This is a genomic window from Halomonas sp. 328 (assembly GCF_015645095.1).
Taxonomy (GTDB): Bacteria; Pseudomonadota; Gammaproteobacteria; order Pseudomonadales; family Halomonadaceae; genus Bisbaumannia.
On the sequence record NZ_JADOTW010000005.1, the window covers coordinates 113,440 to 139,967 of the forward strand.

25 protein-coding genes and 4 tRNA genes are annotated in these 26,528 nt (G+C 68.3%); 9 read left to right on the forward strand and 20 right to left on the reverse strand.

What is annotated here, in order from left to right:
• The 8 genes from nadB to uvrY all read right to left on the reverse strand — a co-directional run bounded on the left by nadB (nucleotide 1) and on the right by uvrY (nucleotide 6,421).
• Nucleotides 1-1,584 (reverse strand): L-aspartate oxidase, encoded by a 1,584-nt coding sequence (gene nadB, locus IHD13_RS03700; protein WP_195859688.1) that lies wholly within the window; start codon nucleotides 1,582-1,584, stop codon nucleotides 1-3.
• Nucleotides 1,581-2,702 (reverse strand): FUSC family protein, encoded by a 1,122-nt coding sequence (locus IHD13_RS03705; RefSeq protein WP_195859689.1) that lies wholly within the window; start codon nucleotides 2,700-2,702, stop codon nucleotides 1,581-1,583. Before IHD13_RS03705 ends, nadB begins: the two co-directional genes overlap by 4 nt.
• 40 nt (nucleotides 2,703-2,742) lie before the next feature.
• Nucleotides 2,743-2,829 (reverse strand) — tRNA-Leu (locus tag IHD13_RS03710).
• Nucleotides 2,830-2,858: 29 nt separating this feature from the next.
• Nucleotides 2,859-2,932 (reverse strand) — tRNA-Cys (locus tag IHD13_RS03715).
• A 150-nt stretch (nucleotides 2,933-3,082) separates the two neighbouring features.
• Nucleotides 3,083-3,157, reverse strand: a tRNA-Gly gene (locus tag IHD13_RS03720).
• Between the two features lie 62 nt (nucleotides 3,158-3,219).
• On the reverse strand, nucleotides 3,220-3,768 hold the full coding sequence (gene pgsA, locus IHD13_RS03725; RefSeq protein ID WP_195859690.1) for a CDP-diacylglycerol--glycerol-3-phosphate 3-phosphatidyltransferase: 549 nt from the start codon (nucleotides 3,766-3,768) through the stop codon (nucleotides 3,220-3,222).
• Nucleotides 3,769-3,884: 116 nt separating this feature from the next.
• A complete protein-coding gene (gene uvrC / locus IHD13_RS03730) occupies nucleotides 3,885-5,699 on the reverse strand; it encodes an excinuclease ABC subunit UvrC (RefSeq protein WP_195859691.1) in 1,815 nt (604 codons plus the stop codon).
• A 74-nt stretch (nucleotides 5,700-5,773) separates the two neighbouring features.
• Nucleotides 5,774-6,421: a UvrY/SirA/GacA family response regulator transcription factor gene (gene uvrY, locus IHD13_RS03735; protein ID WP_195859692.1), complete on the reverse strand. Its 648-nt coding sequence runs from the start codon at nucleotides 6,419-6,421 to the stop codon at nucleotides 5,774-5,776.
• A gap of 244 nt (nucleotides 6,422-6,665) precedes the next feature.
• On the opposite strand from uvrY, the gene IHD13_RS03740 reads away from it, so the two are divergent.
• Nucleotides 6,666-6,741, forward strand: a tRNA-Ala gene (locus tag IHD13_RS03740).
• Between the two features lie 123 nt (nucleotides 6,742-6,864).
• Here the strand turns inward: IHD13_RS03740 and argF are convergent.
• On the reverse strand, nucleotides 6,865-7,785 hold the full coding sequence (gene argF, locus IHD13_RS03745) for an ornithine carbamoyltransferase (protein ID WP_195859693.1): 921 nt from the start codon (nucleotides 7,783-7,785) through the stop codon (nucleotides 6,865-6,867).
• Between the two features lie 416 nt (nucleotides 7,786-8,201).
• On the opposite strand from argF, the gene IHD13_RS03750 reads away from it, so the two are divergent.
• On the forward strand, nucleotides 8,202-8,546 hold the full coding sequence (locus IHD13_RS03750; RefSeq protein WP_195859694.1) for a Grx4 family monothiol glutaredoxin: 345 nt from the start codon (nucleotides 8,202-8,204) through the stop codon (nucleotides 8,544-8,546).
• A 128-nt stretch (nucleotides 8,547-8,674) separates the two neighbouring features.
• On the opposite strand, the gene rnt is transcribed toward IHD13_RS03750, so the two are convergent.
• Nucleotides 8,675-9,340, reverse strand: a complete 666-nt coding sequence (rnt, locus tag IHD13_RS03755; protein ID WP_195859695.1) for a ribonuclease T — start codon at nucleotides 9,338-9,340, stop codon at nucleotides 8,675-8,677.
• A gap of 207 nt (nucleotides 9,341-9,547) precedes the next feature.
• Here rnt and IHD13_RS03760 point away from each other — a divergent pair, with 207 nt between their 5' ends.
• The 3 genes from IHD13_RS03760 (at nucleotide 9,548) to IHD13_RS03770 (ending at nucleotide 12,445) form a co-directional block, all read left to right on the forward strand.
• Entirely contained in the window at nucleotides 9,548-10,768 is a 1,221-nt protein-coding gene (locus IHD13_RS03760) for an argininosuccinate synthase (RefSeq protein ID WP_195859696.1), read from the forward strand.
• 81 nt (nucleotides 10,769-10,849) lie between these two features.
• A complete protein-coding gene (locus tag IHD13_RS03765) occupies nucleotides 10,850-11,143 on the forward strand; it encodes an HlyU family transcriptional regulator (RefSeq protein WP_195859697.1) in 294 nt (97 codons plus the stop codon).
• Between the two features lie 144 nt (nucleotides 11,144-11,287).
• On the forward strand, nucleotides 11,288-12,445 hold the full coding sequence (locus IHD13_RS03770) for a DUF294 nucleotidyltransferase-like domain-containing protein (protein WP_195859698.1): 1,158 nt from the start codon (nucleotides 11,288-11,290) through the stop codon (nucleotides 12,443-12,445).
• Nucleotides 12,446-12,464: 19 nt separating this feature from the next.
• On the opposite strand, the gene IHD13_RS03775 is transcribed toward IHD13_RS03770, so the two are convergent.
• The 4 genes from IHD13_RS03775 to IHD13_RS03790 form a co-directional block, all read right to left on the reverse strand.
• A complete protein-coding gene (locus tag IHD13_RS03775; protein ID WP_195859699.1) occupies nucleotides 12,465-15,209 on the reverse strand; it encodes a sensor histidine kinase in 2,745 nt (914 codons plus the stop codon).
• Between the two features lie 120 nt (nucleotides 15,210-15,329).
• Nucleotides 15,330-15,551 (reverse strand): hypothetical protein, encoded by a 222-nt coding sequence (locus IHD13_RS03780; protein WP_195859700.1) that lies wholly within the window; start codon nucleotides 15,549-15,551, stop codon nucleotides 15,330-15,332.
• 131 nt (nucleotides 15,552-15,682) lie between these two features.
• Complete coding sequence (locus IHD13_RS03785; RefSeq protein WP_195859701.1) at nucleotides 15,683-17,728, reverse strand: 3'-5' exonuclease; 2,046 nt, start codon at nucleotides 17,726-17,728, stop codon at nucleotides 15,683-15,685.
• Nucleotides 17,728-18,099, reverse strand: coding sequence for a response regulator transcription factor (locus tag IHD13_RS03790; protein ID WP_195859702.1), 372 nt, complete (start codon nucleotides 18,097-18,099; stop codon nucleotides 17,728-17,730). The genes IHD13_RS03785 and IHD13_RS03790 overlap by 1 nt, the downstream gene beginning before the upstream one ends.
• 145 nt (nucleotides 18,100-18,244) lie before the next feature.
• Here IHD13_RS03790 and IHD13_RS03795 point away from each other — a divergent pair, with 145 nt between their 5' ends.
• Nucleotides 18,245-18,919 (forward strand): glutathione S-transferase family protein, encoded by a 675-nt coding sequence (locus IHD13_RS03795; protein ID WP_195859703.1) that lies wholly within the window; start codon nucleotides 18,245-18,247, stop codon nucleotides 18,917-18,919.
• 15 nt (nucleotides 18,920-18,934) lie between these two features.
• On the opposite strand, the gene IHD13_RS03800 is transcribed toward IHD13_RS03795, so the two are convergent.
• Nucleotides 18,935-19,225: a hypothetical protein gene (locus IHD13_RS03800; RefSeq protein WP_195859704.1), complete on the reverse strand. Its 291-nt coding sequence runs from the start codon at nucleotides 19,223-19,225 to the stop codon at nucleotides 18,935-18,937.
• A 199-nt stretch (nucleotides 19,226-19,424) separates the two neighbouring features.
• Here IHD13_RS03800 and IHD13_RS03805 point away from each other — a divergent pair, with 199 nt between their 5' ends.
• From IHD13_RS03805 to IHD13_RS03815, 3 genes are all read left to right on the forward strand, one after another.
• Nucleotides 19,425-21,101, forward strand: a complete 1,677-nt coding sequence (locus tag IHD13_RS03805; RefSeq protein ID WP_195859705.1) for a carbon starvation CstA family protein — start codon at nucleotides 19,425-19,427, stop codon at nucleotides 21,099-21,101.
• A 15-nt stretch (nucleotides 21,102-21,116) separates the two neighbouring features.
• Nucleotides 21,117-21,416 (forward strand): cory-CC-star protein, encoded by a 300-nt coding sequence (locus IHD13_RS03810; protein WP_195859706.1) that lies wholly within the window; start codon nucleotides 21,117-21,119, stop codon nucleotides 21,414-21,416.
• Between the two features lie 72 nt (nucleotides 21,417-21,488).
• Nucleotides 21,489-22,496, forward strand: coding sequence for an ArsA family ATPase (locus tag IHD13_RS03815; RefSeq protein WP_195859707.1), 1,008 nt, complete (start codon nucleotides 21,489-21,491; stop codon nucleotides 22,494-22,496).
• 65 nt (nucleotides 22,497-22,561) lie between these two features.
• Here the strand turns inward: IHD13_RS03815 and IHD13_RS03820 are convergent, their stop codons facing one another.
• From IHD13_RS03820 to IHD13_RS03840, 5 genes are all read right to left on the reverse strand, one after another.
• Nucleotides 22,562-23,305, reverse strand: a complete 744-nt coding sequence (locus IHD13_RS03820; protein WP_195859708.1) for a YdcF family protein — start codon at nucleotides 23,303-23,305, stop codon at nucleotides 22,562-22,564.
• A 77-nt stretch (nucleotides 23,306-23,382) separates the two neighbouring features.
• Nucleotides 23,383-24,018 (reverse strand): endonuclease III, encoded by a 636-nt coding sequence (gene nth / locus IHD13_RS03825; RefSeq protein WP_195859709.1) that lies wholly within the window; start codon nucleotides 24,016-24,018, stop codon nucleotides 23,383-23,385.
• Nucleotides 24,019-24,028: 10 nt separating this feature from the next.
• Nucleotides 24,029-24,715: an electron transport complex subunit E gene (locus IHD13_RS03830; RefSeq protein ID WP_195859710.1), complete on the reverse strand. Its 687-nt coding sequence runs from the start codon at nucleotides 24,713-24,715 to the stop codon at nucleotides 24,029-24,031.
• Nucleotides 24,712-25,347, reverse strand: coding sequence for an electron transport complex subunit RsxG (gene rsxG / locus IHD13_RS03835; RefSeq protein WP_195859711.1), 636 nt, complete (start codon nucleotides 25,345-25,347; stop codon nucleotides 24,712-24,714). The genes IHD13_RS03830 and rsxG overlap by 4 nt, the downstream gene beginning before the upstream one ends.
• A complete protein-coding gene (locus tag IHD13_RS03840; protein WP_195859712.1) occupies nucleotides 25,344-26,372 on the reverse strand; it encodes an RnfABCDGE type electron transport complex subunit D in 1,029 nt (342 codons plus the stop codon). Before IHD13_RS03840 ends, rsxG begins: the two co-directional genes overlap by 4 nt.
• Nucleotides 26,373-26,528: the final 156 nt, after the last annotated feature.

Consider the following 26,528-nt stretch of genomic DNA (forward strand, 5'->3'; position numbering starts at 1 on the left):
TCAGGTGTGCGGCGCGGCGAGCTCGCCAAGGCGAATCATCGAGGGCCTGGCCTCGGCGGCAGTGTCCGGGCAGTCCCGGTTGAAGTGCAGTCCCCGGGACTCCCGGCGTGCCTGGGCCAGGCGCACGGTAAGGCGGGCCAGGCGCAGCGAGTGCCACAGGCTGGCCAGGGCCGGAGTGGGGCGATGCTGGCGCCAGAGGGGCGCTACCTGTGCATGGAGGTCGCCGAGGCGCGCCTCGGCCTCGGCCAGGCCGTTGTCGTCACGAACGATGGCGACGCGGCGGCTCATCACGTCTCCCAGCGCCGCTTGCAGCGACTCGAGCCGGGCCGCCTCTGCCGCCGGCCCGGTGGCGATGGCGGGTGGCTGGGGCGGTCGCCAGTCCGTGGCAGCCTGGCGCAGGGTTCGGGCCGCGGCCCGGGCGAACACCAGGCACTCCAGCAGGGAGTTGCTGGCCATGCGGTTGGCGCCATGCAGGCCGGTGGCCGCTACCTCGCCGATGGCATGCAGGTGCGCCACCTCGGTCGCCCCCTCGAGATCGGTGGCCACGCCCCCACAGCTGTAGTGGGCGGCGGGTACCACCGGGATCGGTGACCGGGTGATATCGAGGCCACGGCCCAGGCAGTGGGCCTGGATGGTGGGGAAGAGGCGGCGGATCGTCGGGGCCGGGAGGTGGCTGATGTCCAGCCACACATGCTCGCCGCCCTCGCGCTGAATCTGGGCATCGATGGCCCGAGCGACGATATCCCGGGGGGCCAGTTCGGCCCGCGGGTCGAGGGCCGGCATAAAGCGTTCGCCGGCGAGGTTGCGCAGGATGCCGCCTTCGCCACGTACCGCCTCGCTGATCAGGAAGGGCGCGCCCTGGGGATCATAGAGACAGGTGGGGTGAAACTGCTGGAATTCCAGGTTCATCAGTCGGGCGCCCAGCTCGGCGGCCATCAGCATGCCCTCGCCACGCGTGGGGTGAGGGCTGGTGGTGTGGCGATAGAGGCCGCTGGCGCCACCACTGGCGAGTACGGTGTCACCGGCCAGCAGCATGACGTCGCCACCCTGGGCATCCAGGCAGTGGGCACCGCGACAGGCGCCACTCGCGTCGGCGAGCAGGCCGATGGCGGTCAGTGCCCGGTGCCGGGTGATGTTGGGGTGGGCCTCTACCCGGGCGACCAGGGTGTCGATCACCGCTCGCCCGGTAGCATCCTCGGCGTGGATGATGCGTCGTGCGCCGTGACCACCCTCGCGGGTCAAGTGGTAGGGGTAGGGGGCCTCGGGGCGAGGGTCCGGCGTAAAAGGCACGCCGAGCTCGAGCAGCCAGGCGATGGCCGCCGGCCCCTGTTCCACGGTAAAGCGCACCGCCGACGCATCGCACAGCCCGGCGCCAGCCGTCAGGGTATCCGCCACATGGGATTCGATATCGTCGGTGGGGTCCAGCACGGCAGCGATGCCGCCCTGGGCCCAGCGGCTGGCCCCGGCATCGTCGCTGGCCGGGCGCAGCAGGGTGACCGGGCGGTGATCGGCGAGATCCAGCGCCAGGGCGAGGCCGGCGACGCCGCCGCCGATGACCAGGACGCGTTCGGCGGGGGAGCTCATGGGCGGCGCTTCTCCTTGGCGGGGGTGATCAGGGTATGACGCCCGGCGCGGCGTCTCAGGCGCCGGCTGGGCAAGCGGCGCAGTCGGCCGAGATCCTCGGCCAAGGCCTGGGTCAGGCGCGCCAATTCGCGATTCAACCATAGATAGCCGCTGGGACTGAAGAGCAACCGCCCGTCCTCGGTGCGGCCGCCCTGGGCCTGATCGGCGTAGCGCTGGAGATCGAAGGTGACAGTATCCACCTGGATGGGGTGGCCGGTGCGGACCTGGTAGGCCAGGCTGCCCAGGACTCGGGCCAGGGTGTGCTGGGTCTCCCTGAGTCCGCTCATGGCGTCGATGCGCTCATGGCCGGAGCGGGTATTCCAGTGGCTCTCCAGCAGTAGCTCGATGGTGGAGAGCATGCGTCGCTGCAGGGAGATCAGGCCATCCAGCTCGCGGCGCTTGAGGCGGCGTTCGCTGTGGATGGCGTCCACCAGGCCACGCTGCTTGATCAGCAGGGCGCTGGTGGCCTTGAGCAGCTCGCGGGTATCCGGGCCGGAGGCCGAGGTGGCGCTGGTATGGGCATGGTAGAGCCGGGCCATGGTGTCCAGGTTCTCGGCGAGCAGGAAGCGCAGCACATCGGTGGCCTTCTGGGGCAGCAGGAGCAGGGTCACCGCCAGGCCCACGCAGGAACCCAGCAGCACATCGAAGCCCCGCCACAGGGCGAGGTGCAGGTCCTGGTGACCGTCGCCGGCCACCAGCAGCAGGCTGATGGAGAACATCAGGCCGCCATAGGCGTGGCGCTTGCCGAAGGTGGCGTAGGTGGCCAGGGCGATGCCCAGCAGCAACCAGGCGGGCAGCAGGCCGGGGGGCGGGTCGGGCACCAGGGTCGCCAGGACGCCCCAGCCGACGCCGGTGACGGTGCCCAGCAGGCGTTGCTTGGCCTTGTCCAGGACGCCGCCGATATGCGGCAGGTTGCCCATCACCATGACGGTGCTGACCAGGGCCCAGCTGCCATGCGGAATCGGCAAGAGGGTGATGATCAGGTAGGTGATGGCCACCGCGGCACAGATGCGCAGGGCATGGATCGGGCGCCGATGGCGGTAGGTGAAGTAGGGGTCGCGCAGGCGAAACGATGTCATCGAGGAGTGCCCCGGAGCGAGTGGCTCATCGAATCGATGATGGTGCCCGGAGCCGGGCTCGAACCGGCACGGTGTTGCCACCGAGAGATTTTAAGTCTCTTGCGTCTACCAATTTCGCCATCCGGGCGGGAGGTTCGAGCAGGGGAAATCAAGAAATGGAGGCTGGAGTCGGAATCGAACCGGCGTACACGGAGTTGCAGTCCGCTGCATGACCACTCTGCCATCCAGCCTCACTGAGTCGGGCCCATTTCAGAAAGTCTTGCCTTGGCAAGTCTGAATCTGGAGCGGGAAACGAGATTCGATCGGACCGGCGTGCCGGCTCGCGACCTTCTCGAGTCCGCCTCTCCTTGCGTCGTTGATGCCTGACGCCAAGAGAGTCCTGGAGCGGGAAACGAGATTCGAACTCGCGACCCTCGCCTTGGCAAGGCGATGCTCTACCACTGAGCTATTCCCGCCTGACTCGAGAGCGAATTATACGGATAACTCCGTGACTGTCAAACGTTTATTGCGACTTCCCTTACATCGAACGGCGCAGATGCGGCCAGGCGGCGCTCAGGTACTGGGCCATGGACCAGAGGGTCAGGGCGGCGGCGGCATAGAGGGTCGCCACCCCCACTTGGGCCACCGGGGCGCCGGGGACGAAACCCAGCAGCAGCAACAGGGCGACCATCTGCAGGGTGGTCTTGACCTTGCCGATCCAGGAGACCGCGACCAGGCCGCGCTTGCCCATTTCGGCCATCCACTCGCGCAACGCCGAGATGACGATCTCGCGGCCGATGATCACCAGGGCCGGCAGGGTCAGCCAGAGGCTCTCGTAGCGTTCGATCAGCAGGGCCAGGGCCACCGCCACCATCAGCTTGTCGGCCACCGGGTCGAGGAAGGCGCCGAAAGGCGTGGCCTGATCCCAGCGTCGGGCCAGGTAGCCGTCCAGCCAGTCGGTAATGGCGGCCAGGGCAAAGAGCGCCGCCGCCAGGGGCAGGCTCCAGCCATAGGGCAGGTAGAAAATGACCACGAGCAGGGGGATAAACGCGATGCGGGCCAGGGTGAGGAGGTTGGGGATATTCATCGTCGAGTCGCGTGTCCTTGCCTGAGGAGTCGAAAGGGCCATTCTACCCGCGGGCGGAGGGATCATCCATGCGGCCGTGGCGTTGATAGGTGCGATGGGGGTCGGGCCGCCGGGGTTCAGCCATGCAGGGCCTGGTAGATGGCCTCGGCGAGGCCGGCGCTGATGCCGGGGACCCGGGCCAGTTCTTCGCGACTGGCCTGGCGAACCCCCTGCAGGCCGCCGAAGAAGCGTAACAGTTCCCGACGGCGCTTGGGGCCGATGCCGGGCACCTCCTGCAGGGTCGAGGTGCGTCGCGCCTTGTCGCGCTTGGCGCGGTGGCCGGCGATGGCGTAGCGGTGCGACTCGTCGCGGATATGCTGGATCAGGTGCAGGGCCGGGGAGTCCGCCTCCAGGGCCAGGGGGGTGTTGGCGCCCTCCAGGAAGAGGGTCTCGAGCCCCGCCTTGCGGGTGCTGCCCTTGGCGACCCCCAGCAGGCGAATCTCGCTCAGGCCATACTCCTCCAGCACTTCCCGGGCCATGCGTAGCTGACCCTTGCCGCCATCCACCACCAGCAGGTCGGGGCGCTTGCCTTCCCCGGCGGCCAGGCGCTTGAAACGCCGGCGCAGGGCCTGGTGCATGGCCCCGTAGTCGTCGCCCGGGGCAATGCCCTCGATGGCGAAGCGTCGGTAGTCCGAGGTCAGCGGCCCCTCGGGCCCGAAGGCCACGCAGGAGGCGATGGTGGCTTCCCCCTGGCTATGGCTGATATCGAAGCACTCCAGGCGGGTCGGGGGAGTCTCCAGGTGCAGGGCCTGGCGCAGGGCCTCGAAGCGTCGCGCCAGCTGCGTCTGGTTGGCGAGCTGGGTGGCCAGGTGCTGTTCGGCATTGGTCTGGGCCAGCCCCAGCCATTGGGCGCGGTGACCGCGCACCTGGTGGGTCAGGCGTACCCGGCGTCCGGCCTGCTGGGTCAGGGCGGCCTGGATCAGGTCGGCGTCCGGCAGGGCGAGACCGGTGATCACCTCCTCGGGGACTTCCCGGGCGGAGCCGAGGTAGTACTGGCTGACCAGCTCGCCGAGCAGTGCCTCGGGGGCCAGGTCGAGGCCGTTGCTCGGGGTATGGTGATTGACGCCCAGCATGCGTCCCTGGCGTACCGTGAGTACCGCCACGCAGAGGCCGCCGGGGCGCTCTGCCAGGGCGAAGAGGTCGGCGTCTCCGCCGCCGGTGTCCACATACTGGCGCGCCTGGAGGCGGCGCAGCTGCTGGATCTGGTCACGCAGTCGAGCCGCCTCCTCGAAGGCCAGCGCCTGGCTGGCCGCTTCCATGGCCCGGGTCAGCTCGTCGGTCACCTGGTCGCTCTTGCCGGAGAGGCAGAGTACCGCATGCTCCAGGTCGCGACGGTAGGCGGCCTCGTCGATCAGCCCGACGCAGGGCGCGCTGCAGCGCTGAATCTGGTACTGCAGGCAGGGGCGCGAGCGGTGGGCGAAGACGCTGTCCTCGCAGTTGCGGATGCGGAAGATCTTCTGCATCAGTGACAGGCTCTCGCGCACCGCGCCGCTGCTGGGGTAGGGACCCAGATAGCGACCATCGTCGCGGCGCCGTCGGGCACGCTTGTACTCCAGGGCGGGGTAGGGGTGGTGGTCGCTGACGAAGACGAAGGGGTAGGACTTGTCGTCCCGCAGCAGGATGTTATAGGGCGGGCGCAGCTCCTTGATCAGGGTCTGCTCCAGCAGCAGCGCCTCGGTTTCGCTATGGGTCAGGGTGACCTGGATATCGGCGATTCGCGCCACCAGGGCCTGGGTCTTGGCGTTGAGGGTGCCGCGGAAGTAGCTGGCCAGCCGTGCCCGGAGGCGCTTGGCCTTGCCCACGTAGAGGGTCTCGCCGGCGTCATCGTACATGCGGTAGACGCCGGGGCCCTGGCCGATGGTCTTGAGGAAGTGCTTGGAATCGAAACTCATGGAAGCCGTGCCGCTCAGTCTGGGGCCAGCATAACAGAGTCGGGTGGGTGGCGGCGCCCCCGATGGCTCGCCGCTCAATCGTTGGTCTGGTAGCCCTCCACCAGGCCGTAGCGCAGGCCCAGGTGGGTCAGTTCCACGTCGGAGTGGACGCCCAGCTTCTCGAAGATCCGGTAACGGTAGGTGTTGACGGTCTTGGGGCTGAGGAAGAGGCGGTCGGAGATGTCGCTGACCTTGTGGCAGTTGACGATCATCATCGCCACCTGCAGCTCGCGCTGCGAGAGCTGGTCGAAGGGGTTGTCCTGGATGCTGATGCGCGACAGCGCCAGCCGCTGGGCCATTTCCGGGCTGATATAGCGCTGGCCGGCGAAGACGCTGCGGATGGCGTTGACCATTTCCGGCAGTTCGGTGCCCTTGGAGATGAAGCCGCTGGCGCCGGCGTCCAGCAGGCGCTGGGCGAAGGCGTCTTCGAGATAGGCGGTGAGCACCAGGACCCGAATATCACTCATGCCCTTGATGATCTTGCGGGTGGCTTCCAGGCCACCGATCCCCGGCATGCGAATATCCATCAGCACGATATCGGGACGATGTTGGCGTGCCTGGGCGATGGCCTCCTCGCCGTCGGCGGCTTCCGCCACCACCGTGATGCCCTCTTCGGCATCCAGCATCCGGGCGATGCTGGTGCGCACCAAGTGATGATCATCTGCGACAATGACCCTGATCAAAGCGATACCCCGATAGGCAGTTGAATCGTCTCGGTCACGGGGCGCAGGGCGCCTCGTCCATGAGTGACCTAGCTTAGCTTCATTTAGGGTCGCTATCTAGCGGGTGGCGTGCCGAAGATCAGTGAGTTGCGATTTACGTCATCAAAGGGGTTGACGCCTTCGATCCGGGTGCGTAATATTCGCCTCGTCGCTGAGGGAGACGCCAGCAGCGACAGCCCGAATGACGCTACAGACATTCATGTGTGGGGCCTTAGCTCAGCTGGGAGAGCGCAACACTGGCAGTGTTGAGGTCAGCGGTTCGATCCCGCTAGGCTCCACCAACCGAATTCAGAAAAGCCACCGCCTCGTGCGGTGGCTTTTTCGTTGGTTTCCGGTCGATGATCCCGAAAAAATGGCCGGCCCCCTCAGGATGGGGCCGGCCGCTTTTTTTGTGTCTGGGTGGCTTAGCCTTCTACCTTGCCCAGCAGCAGGAACTCCAGCAGGGCCTTCTGGGCGTGGAGGCGGTTGCCGGCCTCCTGCCAGACCACGGCGCGGGGATCGTCGAGCAGGGTCTCGCTGATCTCCTCGCCACGGTGGGCGGGCAGGCAGTGCAGGAAGAGGGCGTCCGGCCTGGCCAGGTCGAGCAGTGCCTCGGTGACCTGGAGGTCGGCGAAGTCCCGCTCGCGCTTGGCCTGCTCCTCCTCCTGACCCATGGAGGCCCACACATCGGTGGTCACCAGGTCGGCGTCGGCCACCGCCTGGCGAGGGTCGCGGATCAGGCTGACCCGGTCACCGGCGGCCGCGAGGATATCCTGGCGTGGCTCGTAACCCTCGGGACAGCAGATGCGCAGCTGGAAGTCGAACTGGCGGGCGGCGTTGATCCAGGAGTGACACATGTTGTTGCCGTCACCGATCCACACCGCGGTCTTGCCGCGCACGCTGCCGCGCAGCTCGGTCCAGGTCATCACATCGGCGAGCAGTTGGCAGGGGTGGTAGTCGTCGGTCAGGGCGTTGATCACCGGCACGCTGCTGGCGGCGGCGAACGCCTCCAGGCCCTGGTGGGAGAAGGTGCGGATCATCACCGCGTCGACCATTTCCGAGAGCACCCGGGCGGTGTCGCCGATCGGCTCGCCGCGGCCCAGTTGGGTATCGCGGGGCGAGAGGAAGAGGGCATGGCCACCGAACTGCGCCATGGCGGTCTCGAAGGAGACCCGGGTGCGGGTCGAGGACTTCTCGAAGATCATCGCCAGGGTGCGGTTGGTGAAGGGCGTGTAGGTGGGGCCCTGGGTCTTGAGGCCGGTCTTGATGGAGATGGCCCGACGAATCAGGTAGGTGAGCTCCTCGGGGCTCAGATCCAGCAGGGTCAGGAAATGGCGTGTCGCCATGGTGTCTCTCCGCGTAAAACGACCATCCTAGCTAGCCGGGCGGTGCGGCGCAACGCGTGGGGGGCAGGGCTAGCGCAGGTAAGTACACTTTCTGCTCGGCGGACCGGGGCTACCCTGGGGGCAGGCCGTCGCGGGGCGCTGTAAACCCCTCCCTGGGCGCTACTCTTGCCCTGCGGCGCTCTCGCATCCTGCTCCGCTTGCAGGACCGGTGCTGGCCATCCCTGGCCAGCCCGTTCGGAGCATGCTCCTCACCCCTGGCAAAAAACCCCCGCTCTGTCCTGCCCCCAGCGCCCCTCAGTCATTCCAACTGAAAGGGAGCGCCGTGGCGGGGTGGGTGTCGCCCCGGGGCTGTTTTCGCCGCCGCGGATCAGTAGAATGGTCGCCAAGCTCACAGTCACCGTCGAGAAGGAATCCCCATGAGCACCACCATCGACAACATCAAGCAGCAGATCGGCGAGAACCCTATCCTGATCTACATGAAGGGGTCTCCCCAGTTGCCCCAGTGCGGCTTCTCTGCCCAGGCGGTCCAGGCGCTGATGTCCTGCGGCGAGCGCTTCGCCTTCGTCAATATCCTCGACAACCCGGATATCCGCGCCGAGCTGCCCAAGTACGCCAACTGGCCCACCTTCCCGCAGCTGTGGGTCGACGGCGAGCTGGTCGGCGGCTGCGATATCATCGTCGAGATGTATCAGAACGGTGAGCTGGAGACGCTGATCAAGGCCACCGCCGCCAAGCACAACCAGGCCTCGTCCGACGCCTGACCGGGCATCGCCCGAAGCGTTAAGCCATAAGCTGGAAGAACAATCGCCCCCATGGCCTGGCCATGGGGGCGATTTACATTAGGCTGCTTTCCAGCTTCCAGCTTCCAGCTTCCAGCTTCCAGCTTTGTTTAGACCTCTTCCAGCCCCTGCTCCCGCTGGGCCAGGTTCCAGCCGCCCAGGTCCTTGAAGCGATTGACGATGGCGCAGAACAGCTCGGCGGTACGCTCGGTGTCGTAGCGGGCCGAGTGGGCCTCGGTGTTGTCGAAGGCGATGCCGGCGGCGCGGCAGGCGCGGGCCAGCACCGTCTGGCCATAGACCAGCCCGGAGAGGCTGGCGGTATCGAAGCTGGAGAAGGGATGGAAGGGGTTGCGCTTGATGCCGCAGCGATTGACGGCGGCATTCAGGAAGCCGTGATCGAAGGCGGCGTTGTGGCCCACCAGGATGGCGCGGGTGCAGCCATTGGCCTTGACCGCCTTGCGCACCGGGCGAAAGATCTCCCCGAGGGCCTCCGCCTCGCCGAGGGCGACCCGCTGGCGCAGGGGGTCGTCGAGCTTGATGCCGGTGAAGTCGAGGGCCGACTGCTCCACATTGGCGCCCTCGAAGGGGGTCACATGGAAGGCGTAGGTGGCATCCGGCATCAGGTTGCCTTCGGGGTCCATGCTCAGGGTCACGGCAGCGATCTCGAGGATGGCGTCGCGTTCGGCATTGAAGCCGCCGGTCTCCATGTCCACCACCACCGGCAGAAAACTCCGAAAGCGCTGCGCCATCATTTCGCGGGCGATTGCCTCGCTCATGCCCCTCTCCCTTACCCGATTCATGGTCATCCCTGGCGACAGGCCGCCCGGGTGCGGCGGATTCTAGCATCTTTGCCGCCGCCTGGCGCCAGGCGGCGGTATTCGACGCCGTGCAAGGGCGCTATACTGAGGCGCTCGAAACCCCAGGCTGTGGCAGGCTTCCCCGCCGCAGCGTCTTGCATGAGTCGATTCACCAAGGAGCCCCGAATGTCCGATGTCAAGAAGGTCGTTCTCGCCTACTCCGGCGGCCTGGACACGTCCGTTATCGTCAAGTGGTTGCAGGAGACCTACAACTGCGAAGTGGTGACCTTCACCGCCGATATCGGTCAGGGGGAAGAGGTCGAGCCGGCCCGCGCCAAGGCCCAGGCCCTGGGCGTCAAGGAGATCTACATCGAGGACCTGCGCGAGGAGTTCGTGCGCGACTACGTCTATCCGATGTTCCGGGCCAACACCATCTACGAGGGTGAGTACCTGCTGGGTACCTCCATCGCCCGTCCGCTGATCGCCAAGCGCCTGATCGAGATCGCCAACGAGACCGGCGCCGACGCCATCTCCCACGGTGCCACCGGCAAGGGCAACGACCAGGTGCGCTTCGAACTCGGCGCCTACGCCCTCAAGCCCGGCGTCAAGGTGATCGCCCCCTGGCGGGAGTGGGATCTCAACTCCCGCGAGAAGCTGATGGCCTACTGCGACGAGCACAGCATCCCGGTGGACTTCTCCTCCAAGAAGAAGAAATCCCCCTACTCCATGGACGCCAACCTGCTGCATATCTCCTACGAGGGCGGCATCCTCGAGGATCCCTGGGCCGAGGCCGAGGAAGACATGTGGCGCTGGAGCGTCTCCCCGGAGGCCGCCCCGGACCAGCCCACCTATATCGAGCTGACCTACGAGAAAGGCGATATCGTCGCCATCGACGGCCAGGCCATGAAGCCCCACGAGGTGCTCGAGGCCCTCAACAAGCTGGGGGGGGCCAACGGCATCGGCCGCCTGGATATCGTCGAGAACCGCTACGTCGGCATGAAGTCCCGCGGCTGCTACGAGACCCCGGGGGGCACCATCATGCTCAAGGCGCACCGCGCCATCGAGTCCCTGACCCTGGACCGCGAGGCGGCCCACCTCAAGGACGAGCTGATGCCCAAGTACGCCAAGGTGATCTACAACGGCTACTGGTGGAGCCCGGAGCGCAAGATGCTCCAGGCCGCCATCGACGCCACCCAGGAGAACGTCTCCGGCGTGGTGCGCATCAAACTCTACAAGGGCAGCGCCACCGTGGTGGGGCGTCAGTCCGCCGAGTCGCTGTTCGATGAGTCCATCGCCACCTTCGAGGACGATGCCGGCGCCTACGACCAGAAGGATGCCGAGGGCTTTATCAAGCTCAATGCCCTGCGCCTGCGAATTGCCGCCGGCAAGGGGCGCAAGCAGGACTAAGGCAACCCTCGGTCCCACGCTCCAGCGACGTCGGCCCCGGCCGGCGTCGCTGTCGTTTAAGGCATCGACAAGGAGAAGACCATGCTCAAGAAACTGTTATCCGGCCTCTTCGGCCAAGGTGGCGCCAAGGCCACCCCCGAGGCGGAGCCGGTCGAGTATCGCGGTTATCGAATCACTCCCGACTGTCAGGAGCAGGGCGGCCAGTATCGGGTCAGTGGCTGGATCCGCCTGCCGGTGGAGGGCGGCGAGGTCAAGGAACACCGCTTCGAGCGCTCCGATGTGGTCCCCGGCCGAGAAGCCTGCGAGCAGCTGATGATCAGCAAGGCGCAGCGCTTTATCGATGATATCGGCGAGGCGATGTTCGAGCCCCGTTGATCGTTGCGCCCCGCCAAGGCCGCAGGCCACTGCATCGATGATATCGGCGAGGCGATGTTCGAGCCCCGCTGACTTGGCCTTTGGCCCAACAGGCAAGGACGCCACCAGGCGCTACACTGCGGGCAGTCCCGACGAGGAGTGCCCATGCGCCTGCTGCAACGTCCTTCCCCCTGGCGGACCCTCTTCGCCGGGGAGTCGCTCCCCGACCCCGCCGGCTGGCCGGCCCCGCTCGCCCCCCTCGGCGATGCGCTCACCACCCTGGGCCCGGAACCGAGCCTGGCCGAGGCCAAGGCCTGGCAGCCCAGCCTGGTGGAGGCCCTGGCACGTCTGGAGCTACCGGCGTCGCGTATCGCCGAGCTGCTCAGCGACCATAACGACTGGCTCTATCGCCGTGCCATCGACGACGCCCTGATCGAGATGCGGGCCCAGGGCTGGGGCGCGCCGCCAGTCGCCTTCTGCGTGCTGACCCTGGGGTCCGGGGCTCGCCACGAGAGCCTGCTGGGGCCGGATCAGGACAATGCCATGATCCTCGATGCCTACCCGGACGCTCGCCATACCGAGATCGACGGCTATTTCCAGCAAGTGGGGGAGCGCTTCACCGAGGCCCTGGACGGGGCGGGGATTCCGCTCTGTCGGGGCCATGTGATGGCGCGCTGGCCCTTGTGGCGCAAGCGCCTGGAGGAGTGGGGCCGGCAACTGGAGATCTGGACCGCCGAGCGTCGGGTCAAGCGAGTGCAGCAGGCGAGCATCCTGCTCGACTTCTTCCCGGTCCACGGCGAAGCGCGCCTGGCCGAGTCACTGCGCGACAAGGCCCTCGGCCTGGTGCCCCGGTCGGGGCTTTTCCTCGACGAGATGGCCGCGCTGCTGGATGAGGCGCCGCCGCTGCTGGAGCGCTTCGGGCGCCTGGTGGTGGATGACGAGGCACCTCATGAGCGGGCCTTCAACCTCAAGCGCCGCGGTCTGCTGCCCCTGGTCAGTGCCACCCGCCTGCTGGCCTGGTGCCATGGTTGTCGTGGCGTCGCCACCCGGGATCGCCTGGCGGAGCTGGTGGGGCGCGGTGGGCTCGAGGCGGCCCAGGCCCAGGGGCTTCAGGCCGCCCTGGGGCGCTGCCAGGCGCTGCTGCTGCGGGCCCAGCGGGAGAGCCTGGCCCAGGGCCGAGCCGCGGATGGCTGGATCGACATGGCGCGCCTGGAAGAGGCGGAGCGGCTGCTGTTGCGCCATGACCTGGGTCAGGTGCGCGAGCTGATCAAGCGGGCCAAGGCCGCCGCCCGGAGCGGGCGGCGACGCGAGGTCCCCGGGTAACCTCCGCGAGCGCCGGGTCTCAGCCTTCCCCCGTTCCTTCCTCGCCCTCGCCGCTTTCGGGGGCCGCGGGTAGCTCCATGATCAGGCTGGCGCCGCCCAGGGTGGGGGCGGGCTCGACCCAGAGGCGGCCGCCCAGGTGGGCGACGATACCGCGGCTGATGGGCAGGCCCAGGCCGCTGCCCTTGGGGCGATGGCGCCGCTTGCCCCCTTGCTGCTGCTTGATCTGGTGAAACTTCTCGAAGACCCGCTCCCGCTCGTCCTCGGCGATGCCGGGGCCATTGTCCTCGACGGCGAGGCGATAGTGCGCCTTGTGGCGGCTGAGGGTGAGGCGCACCCGCGGCCGGTCGTCATCGGCGAACTTGCCGGCGTTATCGAGCAAATTGATGATCACCTGGGCCAGGCGGTCCGGGTCGCCCACCACCCAGGCCTCCTCCACCTCGATGGCCGACTCCAGGGTCACGCCGCGCTCCGCCTGCAGGCGCTCCACCGCCGCCAGGCCGTGGCGGGCCAGCACCGCCAGGTCGAGGCGCTGGGGATTGAGGGTCAGGCGGCCGCTCTCCAGGCGGGCCAGGTCGAGGATCTCTTCGATCAGCCGCGAGAGGCGCTGGCTCTCCTGAACCACCACCTCGAGGAACTGCTCGCGCTTGGCGTCGGGGAGGTCCTTGCCGTCGCGGAGGATTTCGGCGAAGGCGCGAATCGAGGTCAGCGGGGTGCGCAGCTCGTGGCTCACCATGGCCACGAATTCGTCCTTGAGGCGGTCGAGCTCGCGCAGCCGCTCATTGGCGGCACGCAGCTCTTCGCCGATGCGCGCGAGCTCCTCGGACTTCTGCTTGAGGCGACGGTTGTACTCCAGGGTCTGGGAGGTGGTGTCGAGGATCCTCAGTACCGCCTCCAGGTCCAGGGCCTCGCCGCGCACCACCGAATTGATCAGTACCCGCGCCGAGGCGCTGCCGAGGGCCCCGGCCAGGGCCCGCTCGGTGCGGGCGATCAGTGCCGGCGGGGCCGGCTGGTCGTCGCGCCCCCCCTCCAGCACTCGGGTGGCCACCTTGGCGCCCAGGTAACGGGTCAGCAGGTCGCGCAGTTCGCCGCGACTGGTCTGGCCCTGCCACAGGCTGGCGGGCATGGCGTCGCGGCGCAGCGCCCCGGTGAAGAGCGCCGCCTGGGTCTGCTCCAGGCGGCTCTGACGGCCGAACAGGGAGAACCCCACCAGGGCGGCCAGGTTGAGTCCCAGGCTCCAGAACAGCGAGTGGGTATAGATATCCCAGCCCTCCAGGCCGAGCAGGGCATAGGGGCGGAGCCAGGCGAGGCCCCATGGGCCCTGGTCGATAAAGCTCGATGGCAGCCAGCCGGACTGGGCGAAGCCGGGGAGCAGTAAGGTATAGGCCCAGGCGACGAAGCCCAGCAACAGGCCGATAATCGCCCCGCGGCGATTGGCGCCACGCCAGTAGAGGCCGAGCAGCAGGGCCGGGGCGAACTGGGCGGCGGCGGCGAAGGAGACCAGCCCGATGGTCACCAGGCTGTAAGCGTCGCCGAGCAGGGCGTGGTAGAGGTAGCCGAGCAGCAGGATCAGCACGATGGCGACCCGGCGGATGCCCAGCAGCCAGCCGCGCAACTCGCCGCGGCTCTCCAGGCCCAGTCTCGGCGAGCGCAGCAGCAGGGGCATCACCAACTGGTTGCTGACCATGGTGGAGAGGGCGATGGTCTCGACGATGACCATGCCGGTGGCGGCGGAGAGCCCGCCGATAAAGACCAGTAGCGGCAGCCCCTCGAGGCCGGCGGAAAGCGGCAGGGTCAGCACGAAGCTGTCCGGATCGCCGCCCTCCATGAGCAGCATGCCGGCCAGGGCGATGGGAATCACGAAGAGGTTGATGGCCAGCAGGTAGAGGGGGAAGAGCCAGCTGGCGCGGGTCAGGTGGCGTTCGTCGACGTTCTCCACCACCAGCACCTGGAACTGGCGGGGCAGGGTCAGGAAGGCCAGGAAGGCGAGCAGCAGCAGGCCGCTCCAGCCCAGGGCGCCGCCCTCCACCGCCGAGAGGTCGAGGGCCTGGCGCAGTCGGGGATCGTCGCCGGCCTGGGCGAAGAGGTCGCCCAGGCCGTTGAAGAGCATGAAGACGGTGAACACCCCCACCGCCAGGAAGGCGACCAGCTTGACCAGGGACTCGAAGGCGATGGCCGCCACCATGCCCTCGTGGCGTTCGCTGGCGTCCAGGTGGCGGGTGCCGAAGAGGATGATAAAGACCGCCAGTACCAGGGCCACCCAGAAGGACTTGTCGACCCAGAAGCGTTCCTCGGCCAGTTGCAACTCGATGGGGTTGGGGTAGCTCACCAGCACCGCATGGCTCAGGGTGATCGCCTTGAGCTGCAGGGCGATATAGGGCGTGATCCCGACCAGGGCGATCAGTGCCACCAGGGCACCGAGCATGCGGCTCTTGCCATAGCGGGCGCTGATAAAGTCGGCGATGGAGGTGAGGCGTTGATCCGCGGCGATGCGCACCATCTTGCGCAGGATAAAGGGTGCCGAGAGCATGGCCAGGGTGGGCCCCAGGTAGATCAGCAGGAAGCTGGCGCCCTGGGTGGTGACCCGTCCCACGCTTCCGTAGAAGGTCCAGGCGGTGCAGTAGACGGCGATGGAGAGGGCATAGACGGTGGGCGAGCCGATCAGCGAGCGCCCCTGGCTGGCGCGTCGGTCGCCCCAGGCGGCGATCACGAAGAGCAGCGCCAGGTAGCCGAAGGCGGCGCCGAGGATCACGGCTTCGTTACGCATGGGCCACTCCCGCTGGCATCCGGTGGCTCATTCCCTGTCGCCCTCCCGGGGCGCGCCTTCCAGGCAGGAGCAGGCGGCCAGGCCGCTTACCGGTATTCAGGCGCCTGTCGATTCCCGGGCTCATTCCTTGTCGCCCTCCCGGGGGGTGCCTTCCAGCAGCCAGGCGGCGAGCCCGATCACCAGGGCCCACACCAGCAGCAGATAGAGGGGCAGGGCGGAGAGCCCGCTGGGCAGTGAGCGGTCGGCGATGATCACCAGTGGCGGCGAGAAGAGTGCCAGGGCCAGCAGCAGCAGGGCCAACAGGCGCTCCTGATGGCGGGGACGCTTATCGGGCTCACGCATTGGCGTCTCCCCGGCCCAGGGAGGAGAAGGGGCGAGGGGGGATCATGCGCTGGCATCCTCCCGGTCGAAGGCATCGCTTTGAAGTCGAAGGCGCAGCAGGCGGTCCATGGGCTCTCGGTATCGGGCGGCTGTCATGCGCTGGCATCCTCCCTGTCGAAGGCACTGCTTTGCAGGCGCAGCAGTTGATCCAGGCGCAGGATGCCGCGGGCCTCCAGGCGTGGCAACAGGTGCAGCCAGAGCTCCGCGGTCAGCCGTGCATCGCCCAGTGCCGTATGGCGTGCCTCGGGGGGAATGGCCAGGTCGTAGCGTCCCGCCAGGCTGTCCAGGTCATGGCCATCCAGGCTCGGGTCCAGGGCCCGGGAGAGCAGCAGGGTGTCGAGCACCGGCATGGTCAGCCGGCAGGGACTCCCGGTCGGTTGCAGGGCCAGCAGATCGAAGGCGGCGTTATGGGCCAGCAGCACCGCATCGCCCACGTAATCGCGAAAACGCGGCATCACCTGGGCCAGCGGCGGGGCGCCGGCCACGTCCTGGTCGCGCAGGCCGTGAATGGCGGTGCTCTCCGGGGGAATGGGGCGCTCCGGGTCGATGCGTACATCGAAGGTATCATCGGCCAGCAGCCGGCCGTTGACGATGCGGCAGGCCCCCAGGCTGATCACCTTGTCGCCCTGACGCAGGGCCAGGCCGGTGGTCTCGGTATCGAAGGCCACCACCTCCAGAGCGGACAGCGGGCGGGCGGCCAGGGCCTCGTCCGGGGGCGGCAGCTCGGCGATGCCGAAGTCGTGAAACTCGGGGCGCGGGGTGACCCGGGGGCGGGGGGCGCCGACCCGCTCCGCCGCCGGCAAGGGCAGGCGCAGCCGGGCGTGGCGACCGTCCTCGTCGGCCAGGCTCCACAATTCGCTGGCATGCTGGCGCAGCAGGCTCTGCAGGCTCGGGGTCAGGGGCAGGTGGTCCAGGCGCCGGCGTTGCCACTGGGCGAGCCGTCCCTGTCCCAGGGGCTCGCCGGCCCAGATCAGGTCGAGGTAGACCCGCTTGTTGCCCAGGCAGGCCTCCGCCTCCAGGCGGGCTTGACCGAGCTCCTCGGCCAAGCCCGTCACCAGGGCCTCCAGCACTCCCAGCAGCGCCGGGGCATCCGCCTTGACCCAGGCGGGGATACCGATGGGAGCGACGGCGAGGCCGCGATCGGCGAGGCGCTCGTTGAGCGCCTCGAAGAGGTCATTGGACCAGGTGGGCAGCAGGCGCTCGCCTTGCTGCTGGAGGGTCTCGGTCAGTTCTCCCAGGCGCTCGATGGCCTCGGCAAGGCCCTGTCCCTCCTCGTCGATGGCTCGGGTCAGGCGTTGTCGCAGCTCGCTCGATTCGCCTTCCAACTGGCCCAGGGCTTCGGCGGCGCTGCCCAGGTTGGCGCCATGGCCGCGCAACCGCGGCAGCAGCTCGGCGAGGCCGGCCCGGGGGCCCAGCTCGCTATGCCAGGCGGCGGTGGCGTCCTCCAGGGTGATCAGGGTCTCCTCATGCTGGCTGGGCACTCGGCGCAGCATGGCGCGCAGCCAGTGCTCGCCCAGAGGCACCAGCAGCTCCCGGGGCGTGCCATCATCGGGCAGCCGGGCCAGGCTATCGCGCAGGCTGGCCTGGGGCAGTAGCCCCTCCAGCCGCTTGCCCAGGCCCAGCCCCGGGTGATCGGCAAACAGCGTCTCGGCGGCCTGGTTGAAGAGCAAGACGCGATGGTGGCGGTCGCAGAGCAGTAGTGGCGTCTCGAGCAGCTGCAGCAGGGCCTCCAGCTCCTGGCGAATGCGTGCGGCGCTGCGGGCCCCCTCGGCGTGGGCGGTAGCCAGGCGCTCCCGGTCGCCCCGCCAGCCTTCCCGTAATCGCTTCAGGTCCGGGGCCAGGCCGGCCAGCCAGCCCTCCGGGGGGTAGTCGTCCCGGGCATCGGGATTGGCGGCCAGCCGGGCCACCAGTACCTGGAGGTGACGCAATGGACGCAGCAGACGCTGCTCCAGCAGGGCGCCCAGGACGAACAGCAGGGTACCGCCGGCCAGGCTGGCCGCCCACAGGGCCAGGCGCTCCCCACCCTGGGGGGCGAAGCGGGCATCGAGCCAGAGGGCGATGACCAGGCCGGCGAAGAAACTCAGGCCGCTGAGCAGCAGCCAGGCACCCACCAGCCGCTGGCGTTTGGGCAGCCCCATCAGCTCGCCTCGCCGAGCAGGCCCTTGACCTTCTCGACCAGGGCCTGTGTCGAGAAGGGCTTGGTGATGTAGTCGTCCGCCCCCAGGGCCAGCCCCTTCTCCCGCTCCACTTCGCGACCGTGGGCGGTGAGCATGATGATCGGAAGTGACGCCCCCTGAGGCATCTGGCGCAGCCGTTCGAGGACCTCGAAGCCGCTGAGGTCGGGCAGGCTGATATCCAGCAGTACCAGGTCGGGAGGATCCTCGGTGACCCGGGCCAGGGCGGCCTCGCCATCCTCGGCGGTCGTGACCTCGAAGCCCGCCTGCTGCATCAGGAACTCCAGAGAGAGGACGATATTCGGCTCGTCGTCCACCACCAGCACCTTGGGCATCGGCCCCTCCTCGTCGATGGTCATTGTTGAGTGCAGTCTAGTGGCGTGGTGGCGGACGTTGAAAGGCGACCTTGGCAGGATGGTGCTTCCCGCGCAGACTGATCGGCGAAATTCAAACGTCTGTTATAACGCAAGGAGTCGCGAGATGATTCGGGTGCATAGTCTGGAGCAGTCCCGGGCCCAGCGGGTGGTGTGGCTGCTGGAGGAGTTGGGCGAGCCCTATGAGCTGGTGACCTATCGGCGGGATCCCCGGACCCTGCGGGCTCCCGCGGCGCTGCGTGAGGTGCATCCGCTGGGCAAGTCGCCGGTGATCAGCGACGAGGCCCGCGATGGGCGGGTGATCGCCGAGTCGGGAGCCATCTTCGACTACCTGCTGGCGCGCCATCCCGACAGCGACCTGGTACCGGTGCCCGGCAGCCAGGCCCATGAGGCCTACCGCTTCTGGCTGCACCACGCCGAGGGCTCGGCGATGCCGCCCCTGGTGATGTCGCTGGTCTTCTCCCGCCTGGGGAAAGCGCCGGTGCCGGCGCTGATTCGCCCCGTCGGGGCCCTGTTGGCCAAGGGGGTGTGGCGCGCCTACCTGGGCCCGGAGCTCGCTACCCTGCGGGACTTCTGGGAGGCCTCCCTCGACGACGGCTGGTTCGCCGGCGAGGCCTTCAGTGCCGCGGATATCCAGATGAGCTTCCCGGTCCTGGCCATGGACGCGCGTGGCGACCTGCAAAAGGCGCCACGGTTGCAAGCCTTCCTGGCGGCGATCCGCGCCCGCCCTGCCTACCAGCGGGCGGTGGCCCAGGCGGGGGAGTTCGGCCGCCTCGGCTGACCGCGGGTTGGCCACTTAGCCGTGGCCGTTGTCGGGACGACCGATACCCAGGCGACCCTCGCGGGGACGCAGCCAGTACCAGGCCAGCAGGATCACCAGCAGTGGCAGCACCCAGTCGGGCACCCGGGCCAGCCAGGCGAGCCCCTGGTAGAGGAAGAAGGCCACCAGGCCGGCGGCGAGACCTCCCAGGGGGTGAACCCAGGCCGCCGGACGAGGGGCGTCACGACGCAGGGCGAGACGCAGCAGCATGCCGATAAAGAGGCCGAAGGCCGCGGCCATGGCCAGGGTCGACCAGAATGCATTCATGGCGCCTCCCAGGGAGTTCGTCCGTTCCGCAAGGTCTTCGACTTTGGGCGAAAAATGAGCGATTTTTCCTTGGTTATGATGGATTTATCCATCGATCCCGACCAACCTTAGCGGATGGCGATACACGTCATGCCAGCCAAGGCTCGCCGAACATGCGAGCGACCAAGAAAAACGAACGCCTTACCAAGGAGCCTATCACATGAGCGCAATCGTGCTGCTGGTCCTGGGGTTGGGGGCGATGGCGGCGGGGTACTTCCTCTACTCCAGGTTCATCGCCGAGAAGATCTACCGCCTCGACCCCGATTACAAGACGCCTGCCCATGAGTTCGAGGATGGGGTGGACTATGTGCCCACCAACCGCTTCGTGCTCTGGGGGCACCACTTCACCTCGGTGGCCGGGGCCGCGCCCATCGTGGGGCCCGCCATCGCGGTGATCTGGGGCTGGCTGCCCGCCTTCCTGTGGGTGGTGCTGGGGACCATCTTCTTCGCCGGGGTACACGACTCCGGGGCCATCTGGGCCAGCGTGCGCAACAAGGCCAAGTCGGTGGGGGCCCTGACCGGCGATGTGGTGGGCAAGCGCGCCCGTAGCATCTTCATGATCGTGATCTTCCTGGTACTGTTGATGGTCAACGCGGTCTTCGCGGTGGTCATCGCCGGGCTGATGATGAACTTCTCCAGCGCCGTGGTGCCGGTGTGGGGCGCCATCCTGGTGGCACTGATCATCGGCCAGCTGATCTACCGCCGGCTGCTGAGCCTGCCCATGGTGTCGATTATCGGCGTGATCTCCCTCTATGCGCTGATCGGTATCGGCCCCTCGGTACCCATCCAGATGCCCGCCGAGGTGGCTGGCCTGTCCGGCAACGCGGTGTGGATCCTGATCCTGTTCGGCTATGCGGCCATCGCCTCCCTGCTGCCGGTCTGGGTGCTGCTCCAGCCCCGGGACTACATCAACGGCCTGCAGCTGTTCATCGGCCTGATCGTCCTCTACGGCGCCATCCTGCTGATGAACCCGACCCTGGTGGCCCCGGCCTTCAACGACAACGTGCCTCCGGGCACCCCGTCGCTGCTGCCGCTGCTCTTCGTGACCATTGCCTGTGGTGCCATCTCCGGCTTCCATGGCCTGGTCTCCTCGGGCACCACTTCGAAGCAGCTCAACAAGGAGACCGATGCCCGCTTCGTCGGCTACTTCGGCGCCATCGGCGAGGGCATGCTGGCCCTGGCCGCGATTCTCGCCGCCACCGCCGGCTTCGCCACCTTCGCCGACTGGCAGGCCATGTACACCGCCTTCGGCCAGGGCGGCGTCAACGCCTTCGTCGAGGGCGGTGCCTTTATCATCCATAACGGCATCGGCCTGCCCGAGGCCACCGCCGCGACCCTGCTCACCGTGATGGCGGCGCTGTTCGCCGGCACCACCATGGATACCGGCCTGCGCCTGCAGCGCTATATCTTCCAGGAGTGGGGGGAGATCTATAATCAACAGTGGATGAAGAAATCGGCGCCGGCCACCCTGCTGGCGGTGGGCAGCTGCCTGTTGCTGGCCTTCGGCGCCGGGGGAGCCGATGGCTCCGGTGGCTTGATCATCTGGCCGCTGTTCGGCACCACCAACCAGCTGCTGGCCGGCCTGACCCTGCTGGTGATCACGGTGATGCTGGTGCGCCTGAAGCGTCCCATGGTGTACACCCTGGTGCCGCTCTGCTTCCTGCTGGTGATGACCATCGCCGCCCTGCTGATCCAGCTGCGCAGTTTCTTCGAGCAGGGGAACTATTTCCTGCTGGTGCTGGATATCGTGGTGCTGATCGCCGCCATCCTGGTGGCCATGGAGTGCGCCTCGGCCCTCAAACGCTCCCGGGCCGAGGCCCTGGAGTCCAGAGAGTGATGCGGGAGAATGCCGATGAGCGAGGATCGTGACCCTCGGGATCCGCGGCTCGAACGGATTCGGGCCTGGCTCGGCCAGGCCCGGTTCTTCGCCGAGGAGGTCTACTCCGCCCGTTACCGGGGGGCCATCGCCCGGTCCCGTCGCGACGAGGACGACCTCTTCATGCTGCTGGTCTTCTCCGAGATGATGGGGCTCTCCAACCCGGTGGCCTACTACACCCTGGAGCTTCAGCCCCTGCTGCTGGAGCGCTTCCACGACTGGCACCGGCGCATGGGCATGGAGCACTCGCCCCTCGATCACTTCAAATGTTGTTAGGCGTGAGGGGTGAGGGGAGTGCTCCCTTTCACCCTTCGTGTCTCTTTCCCCCTCACAAGCTTGGAATCCCTGATGAAAGCGCTTCTGGATAAACGCCTGCTCTGGGTGGGTGGCAAGGGCGGCGTCGGCAAGACCACCGTCTCGGCGTCGCTGGCGGTGCTGGCGGCGCGCCGCGGCAAGCGGGTGCTGGTGGTCTCCACCGACCCGGCCCATAGCCTGGGCGATGCCTTCGACCGGGAACTGGGCGATAGCCCCCGGCGCCTCTTGCCGGGGCTGGATGCCCTGGAGATCGACCCGGATGCGGAGGTGGAGGCGCATCTGGCCCGCGTCATCGAGCAGATGCGCCGCTATGCCGCCCCGCAGATGATGGAAGAGCTGGAGCGCCAGATGCGCCTGACCCGGCAGTCGCCGGGCACCCAGGAGGCGGCCCTGCTGGAGCGGCTGGCGCGACTGATCACCGATGATCAGGCCCCCTACGACCTGGTGATCATCGATACCGCCCCCACCGGCCATACCCTGCGGTTGCTCAGCCTGCCCGAGGCCATGGCGGCCTGGACCGACGGCCTGCTGGCCCATAACCGCAAGTCCGAGGAACTGGGCAAGGTGCTCTCCCACCTGACCCCCAGGCGAGGCCGCGACCTGGCGACCCCCTTCGATGACCCCCAGGAGGATCCCCTGAGCGAGCTGGACGAGCGCGCCCGGGAGGTAGCCCAGACCCTGATCACCCGGCGACGGCTCTTTCACCAGGCCCGTCGTCGCATCGAAGACGCCGATCACACCGGTTTCCTCTTCGTGCTGACCCCGGAGCGGTTGCCGATCCTCGAGACGGTCCGCGCCGTGGCGGCCCTGGAGGAGGCGAAGATTCCGGTGGCCGGGACCCTGGTCAATCGGGTGATTCCCGAGGAGGCGGACGGTAGCTTCCTGGCCGCCCGCCGCGATCAGGAGGCCAGCTACCTGGCACGGATCGATGAAGCCTTCGCGCACCTGCCGCGACCGCGGCTGCCGCTGCTGGCCAGTGATATTCAGGGCATCGAGGCCCTGGAAGCGATGGCTCGACGGCTCGAAAACGCCGGCCTCTAGCTTTTATACCGTTATCATCTTCCGGCCAAACCGGCGAGCGCCTCGGGCCGGGGAGGGCGGATGGTTCACGGCAATCGCTCGCCCAGCCATTGCCAGGCCAGCCCCAGCCACTCATGGAGGGCGCGGCTGCTCTGGTTGAGGTGGTAGGCCCGCGGCAGCCAGGCATACAGGCCCGGGGGCGGGGCGCTGGCGAAGCCGGTGGGGGCCGGGATCACCGTCAGCCCCGCCGCCTCGAATTCCGCCACCGCCCGGGGCAGATGCCAGGCCTGGGAGACCAGGGCCACTCGGGTGATGCCATCCTCGTTGAGCATCCGGGCGCTGAGGCGGGCGTTCTCGGCGGTATTGCGACTCTCCCCCTCCATCCAGCGTACCGGCACCCGGAACACCTCGCGCAGGGCGGCGGCCATCAGGCTCGCCTCGGCGCTATGCTCGCCATGGACCCGGCCGCCGCTGACCAGGATCGGCAGGCCGCTGTCATGGTGCAGCTTGGCGCCATAGGCCAGGCGTCGCCAGGTGGCGTCCGCCGGGGCGTCTCCCCAGCCGAATTCGGCGGCGTCGTAGTCGCGCCCGCCTCCCAGGATGACGATGGCCTGGGCCTGGCGCCACTGGCCCGGACCGATCACCGGATGGGGCTCGAGCCCCTGGCGCAGCAGGTGGCTGGCCATGGGGGTGGCCAGCAGGGCCAGGCTCACCAGCCCCAGGGCCAGCAGCAGCCCGCCCAGCAGACGCCGCGGCCCCAGGGCCAGGCCCAGCAGGATCAGCAGCAGGTTGATCAGTGGGGGCAGTAGCAGGTACTTGAGGGCGATCATCGAGACCTCCGACTCTTCAGACTCACGCCTGGTGGGGTGACTCGCCTATGGCCCAGTATGGCAGGTGGCTGACAAGCCTAGAGCTCGACCTTCTCCTTGAACTCGCAGAGGTCCTCGATCACGCAGCTGCCGCAACGGGGCTTGCGAGCCACGCAGGTGTAGCGGCCATGCAGGATCAGCCAGTGGTGAGCGTCCTGGCGAAACTCCCGGGGCACGTGGCGCAGCAGCTTCTTCTCCACCTCCAGGACGTCCTTGCCCTTGGCGATGCCGGTGCGGTTGGAGACCCGGAAGATATGGGTGTCCACGGCGATGGTGGGCTGGCCGAAGGCGGTATTGAGGATGACGTTGGCGGTCTTGCGCCCCACCCCCGGCAGCGCCTCCAGGGCGGCCCGGGTCTGGGGCACCTCGCCGCCGTGCCGGTCGATCAACAACTGGCAGGTCTTCATCAGGTTCTCGGCCTTGGTATTGAAGAGGCCGATGGTCTTGATATGCGCCTTGAGGCCGTCGAGTCCCAGGTCGAGGATCGCCTGGGGGGTATTGGCCACCGGGAAGAGACGAGCGGTGGCCTTGTTGACCCCCACGTCGGTGGCCTGGGCGGAGAGCAGCACCGCGGTGAGCAGCTCGAAGGGGCTGCTCCAGTGGAGCTCGGTGGCAGGCTCGGGGATGTGGTCGCGCAGTCGGGCGAAGATCTCGAAGCGTTTCTCGGCGTTCATGGCGGTCTCGTCAGCGTGGGGTGCCGGTGACGCGAATGCGCGTGCGGGGCGCGGGGGCCCGGCGGCGCCGGTCGTCGATGGCATTCTTCAGGGCGATCAGCAGGCCGGCGGCGAAGAAGGCCCCCGGGGGCAGCACCAGGAAGAGGAAGTCGTAATCGGGAATCAGCGTCAGTTGCCAGTCGGCGGCGATAGGACCCAGCAACAGGTCGAGGCCGGCGAAGAGGGTGCCCTGGCCGAAGAGTTCGCGAATGGCTCCCAGCAGCACCAGGACGGCCCCGAAGCCGAGCCCCATCATCAGGCCGTCGAGCAGCGCCGGTAGCGGCGGCTGGCGAGCGGCGAAGGCATCGGCGCGGCCCAGGATGGCGCAGTTGGTGACGATCAGCGGGATGAAGATGCCGAGCACCCGATGCAGTTCATAGGCGTAGGCGGCCATCAGCAGGTCGGCGCAGGTGACGAAGGCGGCGATGATCATCACGAAGGCGGGCAGGCGCACCGCCGCGGGCACCCGATGGCGAATCAGCGACACCGCCAGGTTGCTGCCCATCAGCACCCCCAGGGTAGCCAGGGCCAGGCCGAGGGCATTGACCACGCTGGCGCTTACCGCCAGCAGCGGGCAGAGCCCGAGCAGTTGCACCAGGGCCGGGTTGTTGTCCCAGAGCCCGTCCCGGGCCAGGGTCGCGACGCTCGGGGTGCTCATGGGCGGGTCTCCGGGGGCGTGAAGAGGGCCTCCCCTTCGGCTGCCACATAGTCGAGGGCGCGGCGCACCGCCGTGACCACCGCCCGGGGGGTGATGGTGGCGCCGGTGAAACTGTCGAAGTCGCCGCCATCCGGGCGTACCGCCCAGCGCTCCCGGGGCGGGGCCGTCAGGCTCTTGCCCTCGAAGGCGAGGATCCAGTCGCTCTTGCGGGTGTCGATGGGGTCCCCCAGTCCCGGGGTCTCCTGGTGGCGGGTGACCCGCACGCCGCCCAACTGGCCTTCCCGGTCGATGCCCACCAGCAGGTGGATGGCGCCGCCATAGCCTTGGGCCACCACCGGCAGGATCAGGGCCGCCTGGTCATCACGCTGGACATGCCAGGCCGCGAAGGGCACCCGCTGGCCCACCGCCTCGCTGGCGGGCAGGGTCCGGCGGCCGGCCAGCACGGCCTCCACCGGCAGGTCGCGCAGCCCCTCGGGCAACACCTCACGCAGCAGCCGGTACTCCTCGGCACGCTGGTTCTCGGCGATGCGTTCGGCGGTCAGCGCCCGGGTACCGGCCACCACCCCGGCGGTGATCAGCGCGAAGAGCCCCAGGCCGAGGCTGGCGTGGCGAATGGCGGGCAGCAGGCTCATTGGGTGGTCTCCCGGTGGCGCCGCCCCAGGGGGCGGGGCGGCAGGGCGTGGTCGATCAGCGGCACGGCGAAGTTCATCAGCAGCACGGCGAAGGCGATGGCGTCCGGGTAGGCACCCTGGGTGCGGATCACCACCACCAGCACGCCGATGCCGGCGCCATAGAGCCAGCGACCGCGGCGCCCGGCGGCGGCGCTCACCGGGTCGGTGGCGATAAAGAAGGCGCCGAAGAGTGCCGCCCCGGCGAACAGGTGGAAACCGGGGGCGCCATACTGGCTGGGGTCGCCGGCGTAGAGCAGGCCCGTGAGCAGGATCAGGCTGCCGAGCAGGGCCAGGGGGATACGCCAGTCGATCAGCCGCCGCCACAGCAGCAGGGCGCCGCCGGCCAACCAGCCCAGGGCGACGTTTCGCCAGGCGGCCTGGGCGCCGGCGGGCAGCGGCTCGCCGGCCCAGAACTCGTGGGCCATCAGCCCCTCGGGCTTGTGCTTGAAGGCGTCGAGGGGGGTGGCGCCACTCAGGGCATCGAGCCCCGGGCCCAGGCCGGCCAGCAGGCGCAGCGTCTCCAGGGGCGAGAGCGCCTCGGCACCGACCAGCCCCAGCGGCGCCACCCACTGGGTCATGGGGATCGGGAAGGCGATCAGCAGCAGGGCATAGCCCACCATGGCGGGGTTGAAGAGGTTCTGGCCCAGGCCGCCGTAGAGGTGCTTGGTCACCACGATGGCCGCGGCGACGCCCACCAGCAGTAGCCACCAGGGAGCGAAGGGGGGCAGGGCGGCGCCCAGCAGTACGCCGCTGACCAGGGCGCTATGGTCGCCCAGGGTGGCGCCTACCGCCCGCCCGCGCAGGCGTAGCATCAGCGCCTCCAGGGCCATGGCCAGGCCCCCGGCGACCAGCACATTGGCGAGCACGCCCCAGCCGAAGTGCCAGGTCATCAGGGCGATGCCGGGTAGGGTGGCGACCAGTACCCAGCGCATCACCCCCGCCGTGTTCGGCGCGGCCTGGGCGGTGCTGGCATGCATCAGGCTCATGGGCGCTCCTCGGCGTCGTTCCTGGGGGCGTTGCGGGATTCGTACTGTGCGCCCGCCTGGGCCGAGCTGGCACGGATCGGGCTCATGGGCGCTCCTCGGCGTCGTTCCTGGGGGCGTTGCGGGATTCGTACTGTGCGCCCGCCTGGGCCGAGCTGG

Coding starts and splice junctions, on each gene's coding strand:
- nadB (WP_195859688.1), bottom strand. CDS start 1,584: ATGAGCTCCCCCGCCGAACGCGTCCTGGTCATCGGCGGCGGCGTCGCC.
- IHD13_RS03705 (WP_195859689.1), bottom strand. CDS start 2,702: ATGACATCGTTTCGCCTGCGCGACCCCTACTTCACCTACCGCCATCGG.
- pgsA (WP_195859690.1), bottom strand. CDS start 3,768: ATGAATATCCCCAACCTCCTCACCCTGGCCCGCATCGCGTTTATCCCC.
- uvrC (WP_195859691.1), bottom strand. CDS start 5,699: ATGAGTTTCGATTCCAAGCACTTCCTCAAGACCATCGGCCAGGGCCCC.
- argF (WP_195859693.1), bottom strand. CDS start 7,785: ATGGCGACACGCCATTTCCTGACCCTGCTGGATCTGAGCCCCGAGGAG.
- IHD13_RS03750 (WP_195859694.1), top strand. CDS start 8,202: ATGAGCACCACCATCGACAACATCAAGCAGCAGATCGGCGAGAACCCT.
- rnt (WP_195859695.1), bottom strand. CDS start 9,340: ATGAGCGAGGCAATCGCCCGCGAAATGATGGCGCAGCGCTTTCGGAGT.
- IHD13_RS03760 (WP_195859696.1), top strand. CDS start 9,548: ATGTCCGATGTCAAGAAGGTCGTTCTCGCCTACTCCGGCGGCCTGGAC.
- IHD13_RS03765 (WP_195859697.1), top strand. CDS start 10,850: ATGCTCAAGAAACTGTTATCCGGCCTCTTCGGCCAAGGTGGCGCCAAG.
- IHD13_RS03770 (WP_195859698.1), top strand. CDS start 11,288: ATGCGCCTGCTGCAACGTCCTTCCCCCTGGCGGACCCTCTTCGCCGGG.
- IHD13_RS03775 (WP_195859699.1), bottom strand. CDS start 15,209: ATGCGTAACGAAGCCGTGATCCTCGGCGCCGCCTTCGGCTACCTGGCG.
- IHD13_RS03780 (WP_195859700.1), bottom strand. CDS start 15,551: ATGCGTGAGCCCGATAAGCGTCCCCGCCATCAGGAGCGCCTGTTGGCC.
- IHD13_RS03785 (WP_195859701.1), bottom strand. CDS start 17,728: ATGGGGCTGCCCAAACGCCAGCGGCTGGTGGGTGCCTGGCTGCTGCTC.
- IHD13_RS03790 (WP_195859702.1), bottom strand. CDS start 18,099: ATGCCCAAGGTGCTGGTGGTGGACGACGAGCCGAATATCGTCCTCTCT.
- IHD13_RS03795 (WP_195859703.1), top strand. CDS start 18,245: ATGATTCGGGTGCATAGTCTGGAGCAGTCCCGGGCCCAGCGGGTGGTG.
- IHD13_RS03800 (WP_195859704.1), bottom strand. CDS start 19,225: ATGAATGCATTCTGGTCGACCCTGGCCATGGCCGCGGCCTTCGGCCTC.
- IHD13_RS03805 (WP_195859705.1), top strand. CDS start 19,425: ATGAGCGCAATCGTGCTGCTGGTCCTGGGGTTGGGGGCGATGGCGGCG.
- IHD13_RS03810 (WP_195859706.1), top strand. CDS start 21,117: ATGAGCGAGGATCGTGACCCTCGGGATCCGCGGCTCGAACGGATTCGG.
- IHD13_RS03815 (WP_195859707.1), top strand. CDS start 21,489: ATGAAAGCGCTTCTGGATAAACGCCTGCTCTGGGTGGGTGGCAAGGGC.
- IHD13_RS03820 (WP_195859708.1), bottom strand. CDS start 23,305: ATGATCGCCCTCAAGTACCTGCTACTGCCCCCACTGATCAACCTGCTG.
- nth (WP_195859709.1), bottom strand. CDS start 24,018: ATGAACGCCGAGAAACGCTTCGAGATCTTCGCCCGACTGCGCGACCAC.
- IHD13_RS03830 (WP_195859710.1), bottom strand. CDS start 24,715: ATGAGCACCCCGAGCGTCGCGACCCTGGCCCGGGACGGGCTCTGGGAC.
- rsxG (WP_195859711.1), bottom strand. CDS start 25,347: ATGAGCCTGCTGCCCGCCATTCGCCACGCCAGCCTCGGCCTGGGGCTC.
- IHD13_RS03840 (WP_195859712.1), bottom strand. CDS start 26,372: ATGAGCCTGATGCATGCCAGCACCGCCCAGGCCGCGCCGAACACGGCG.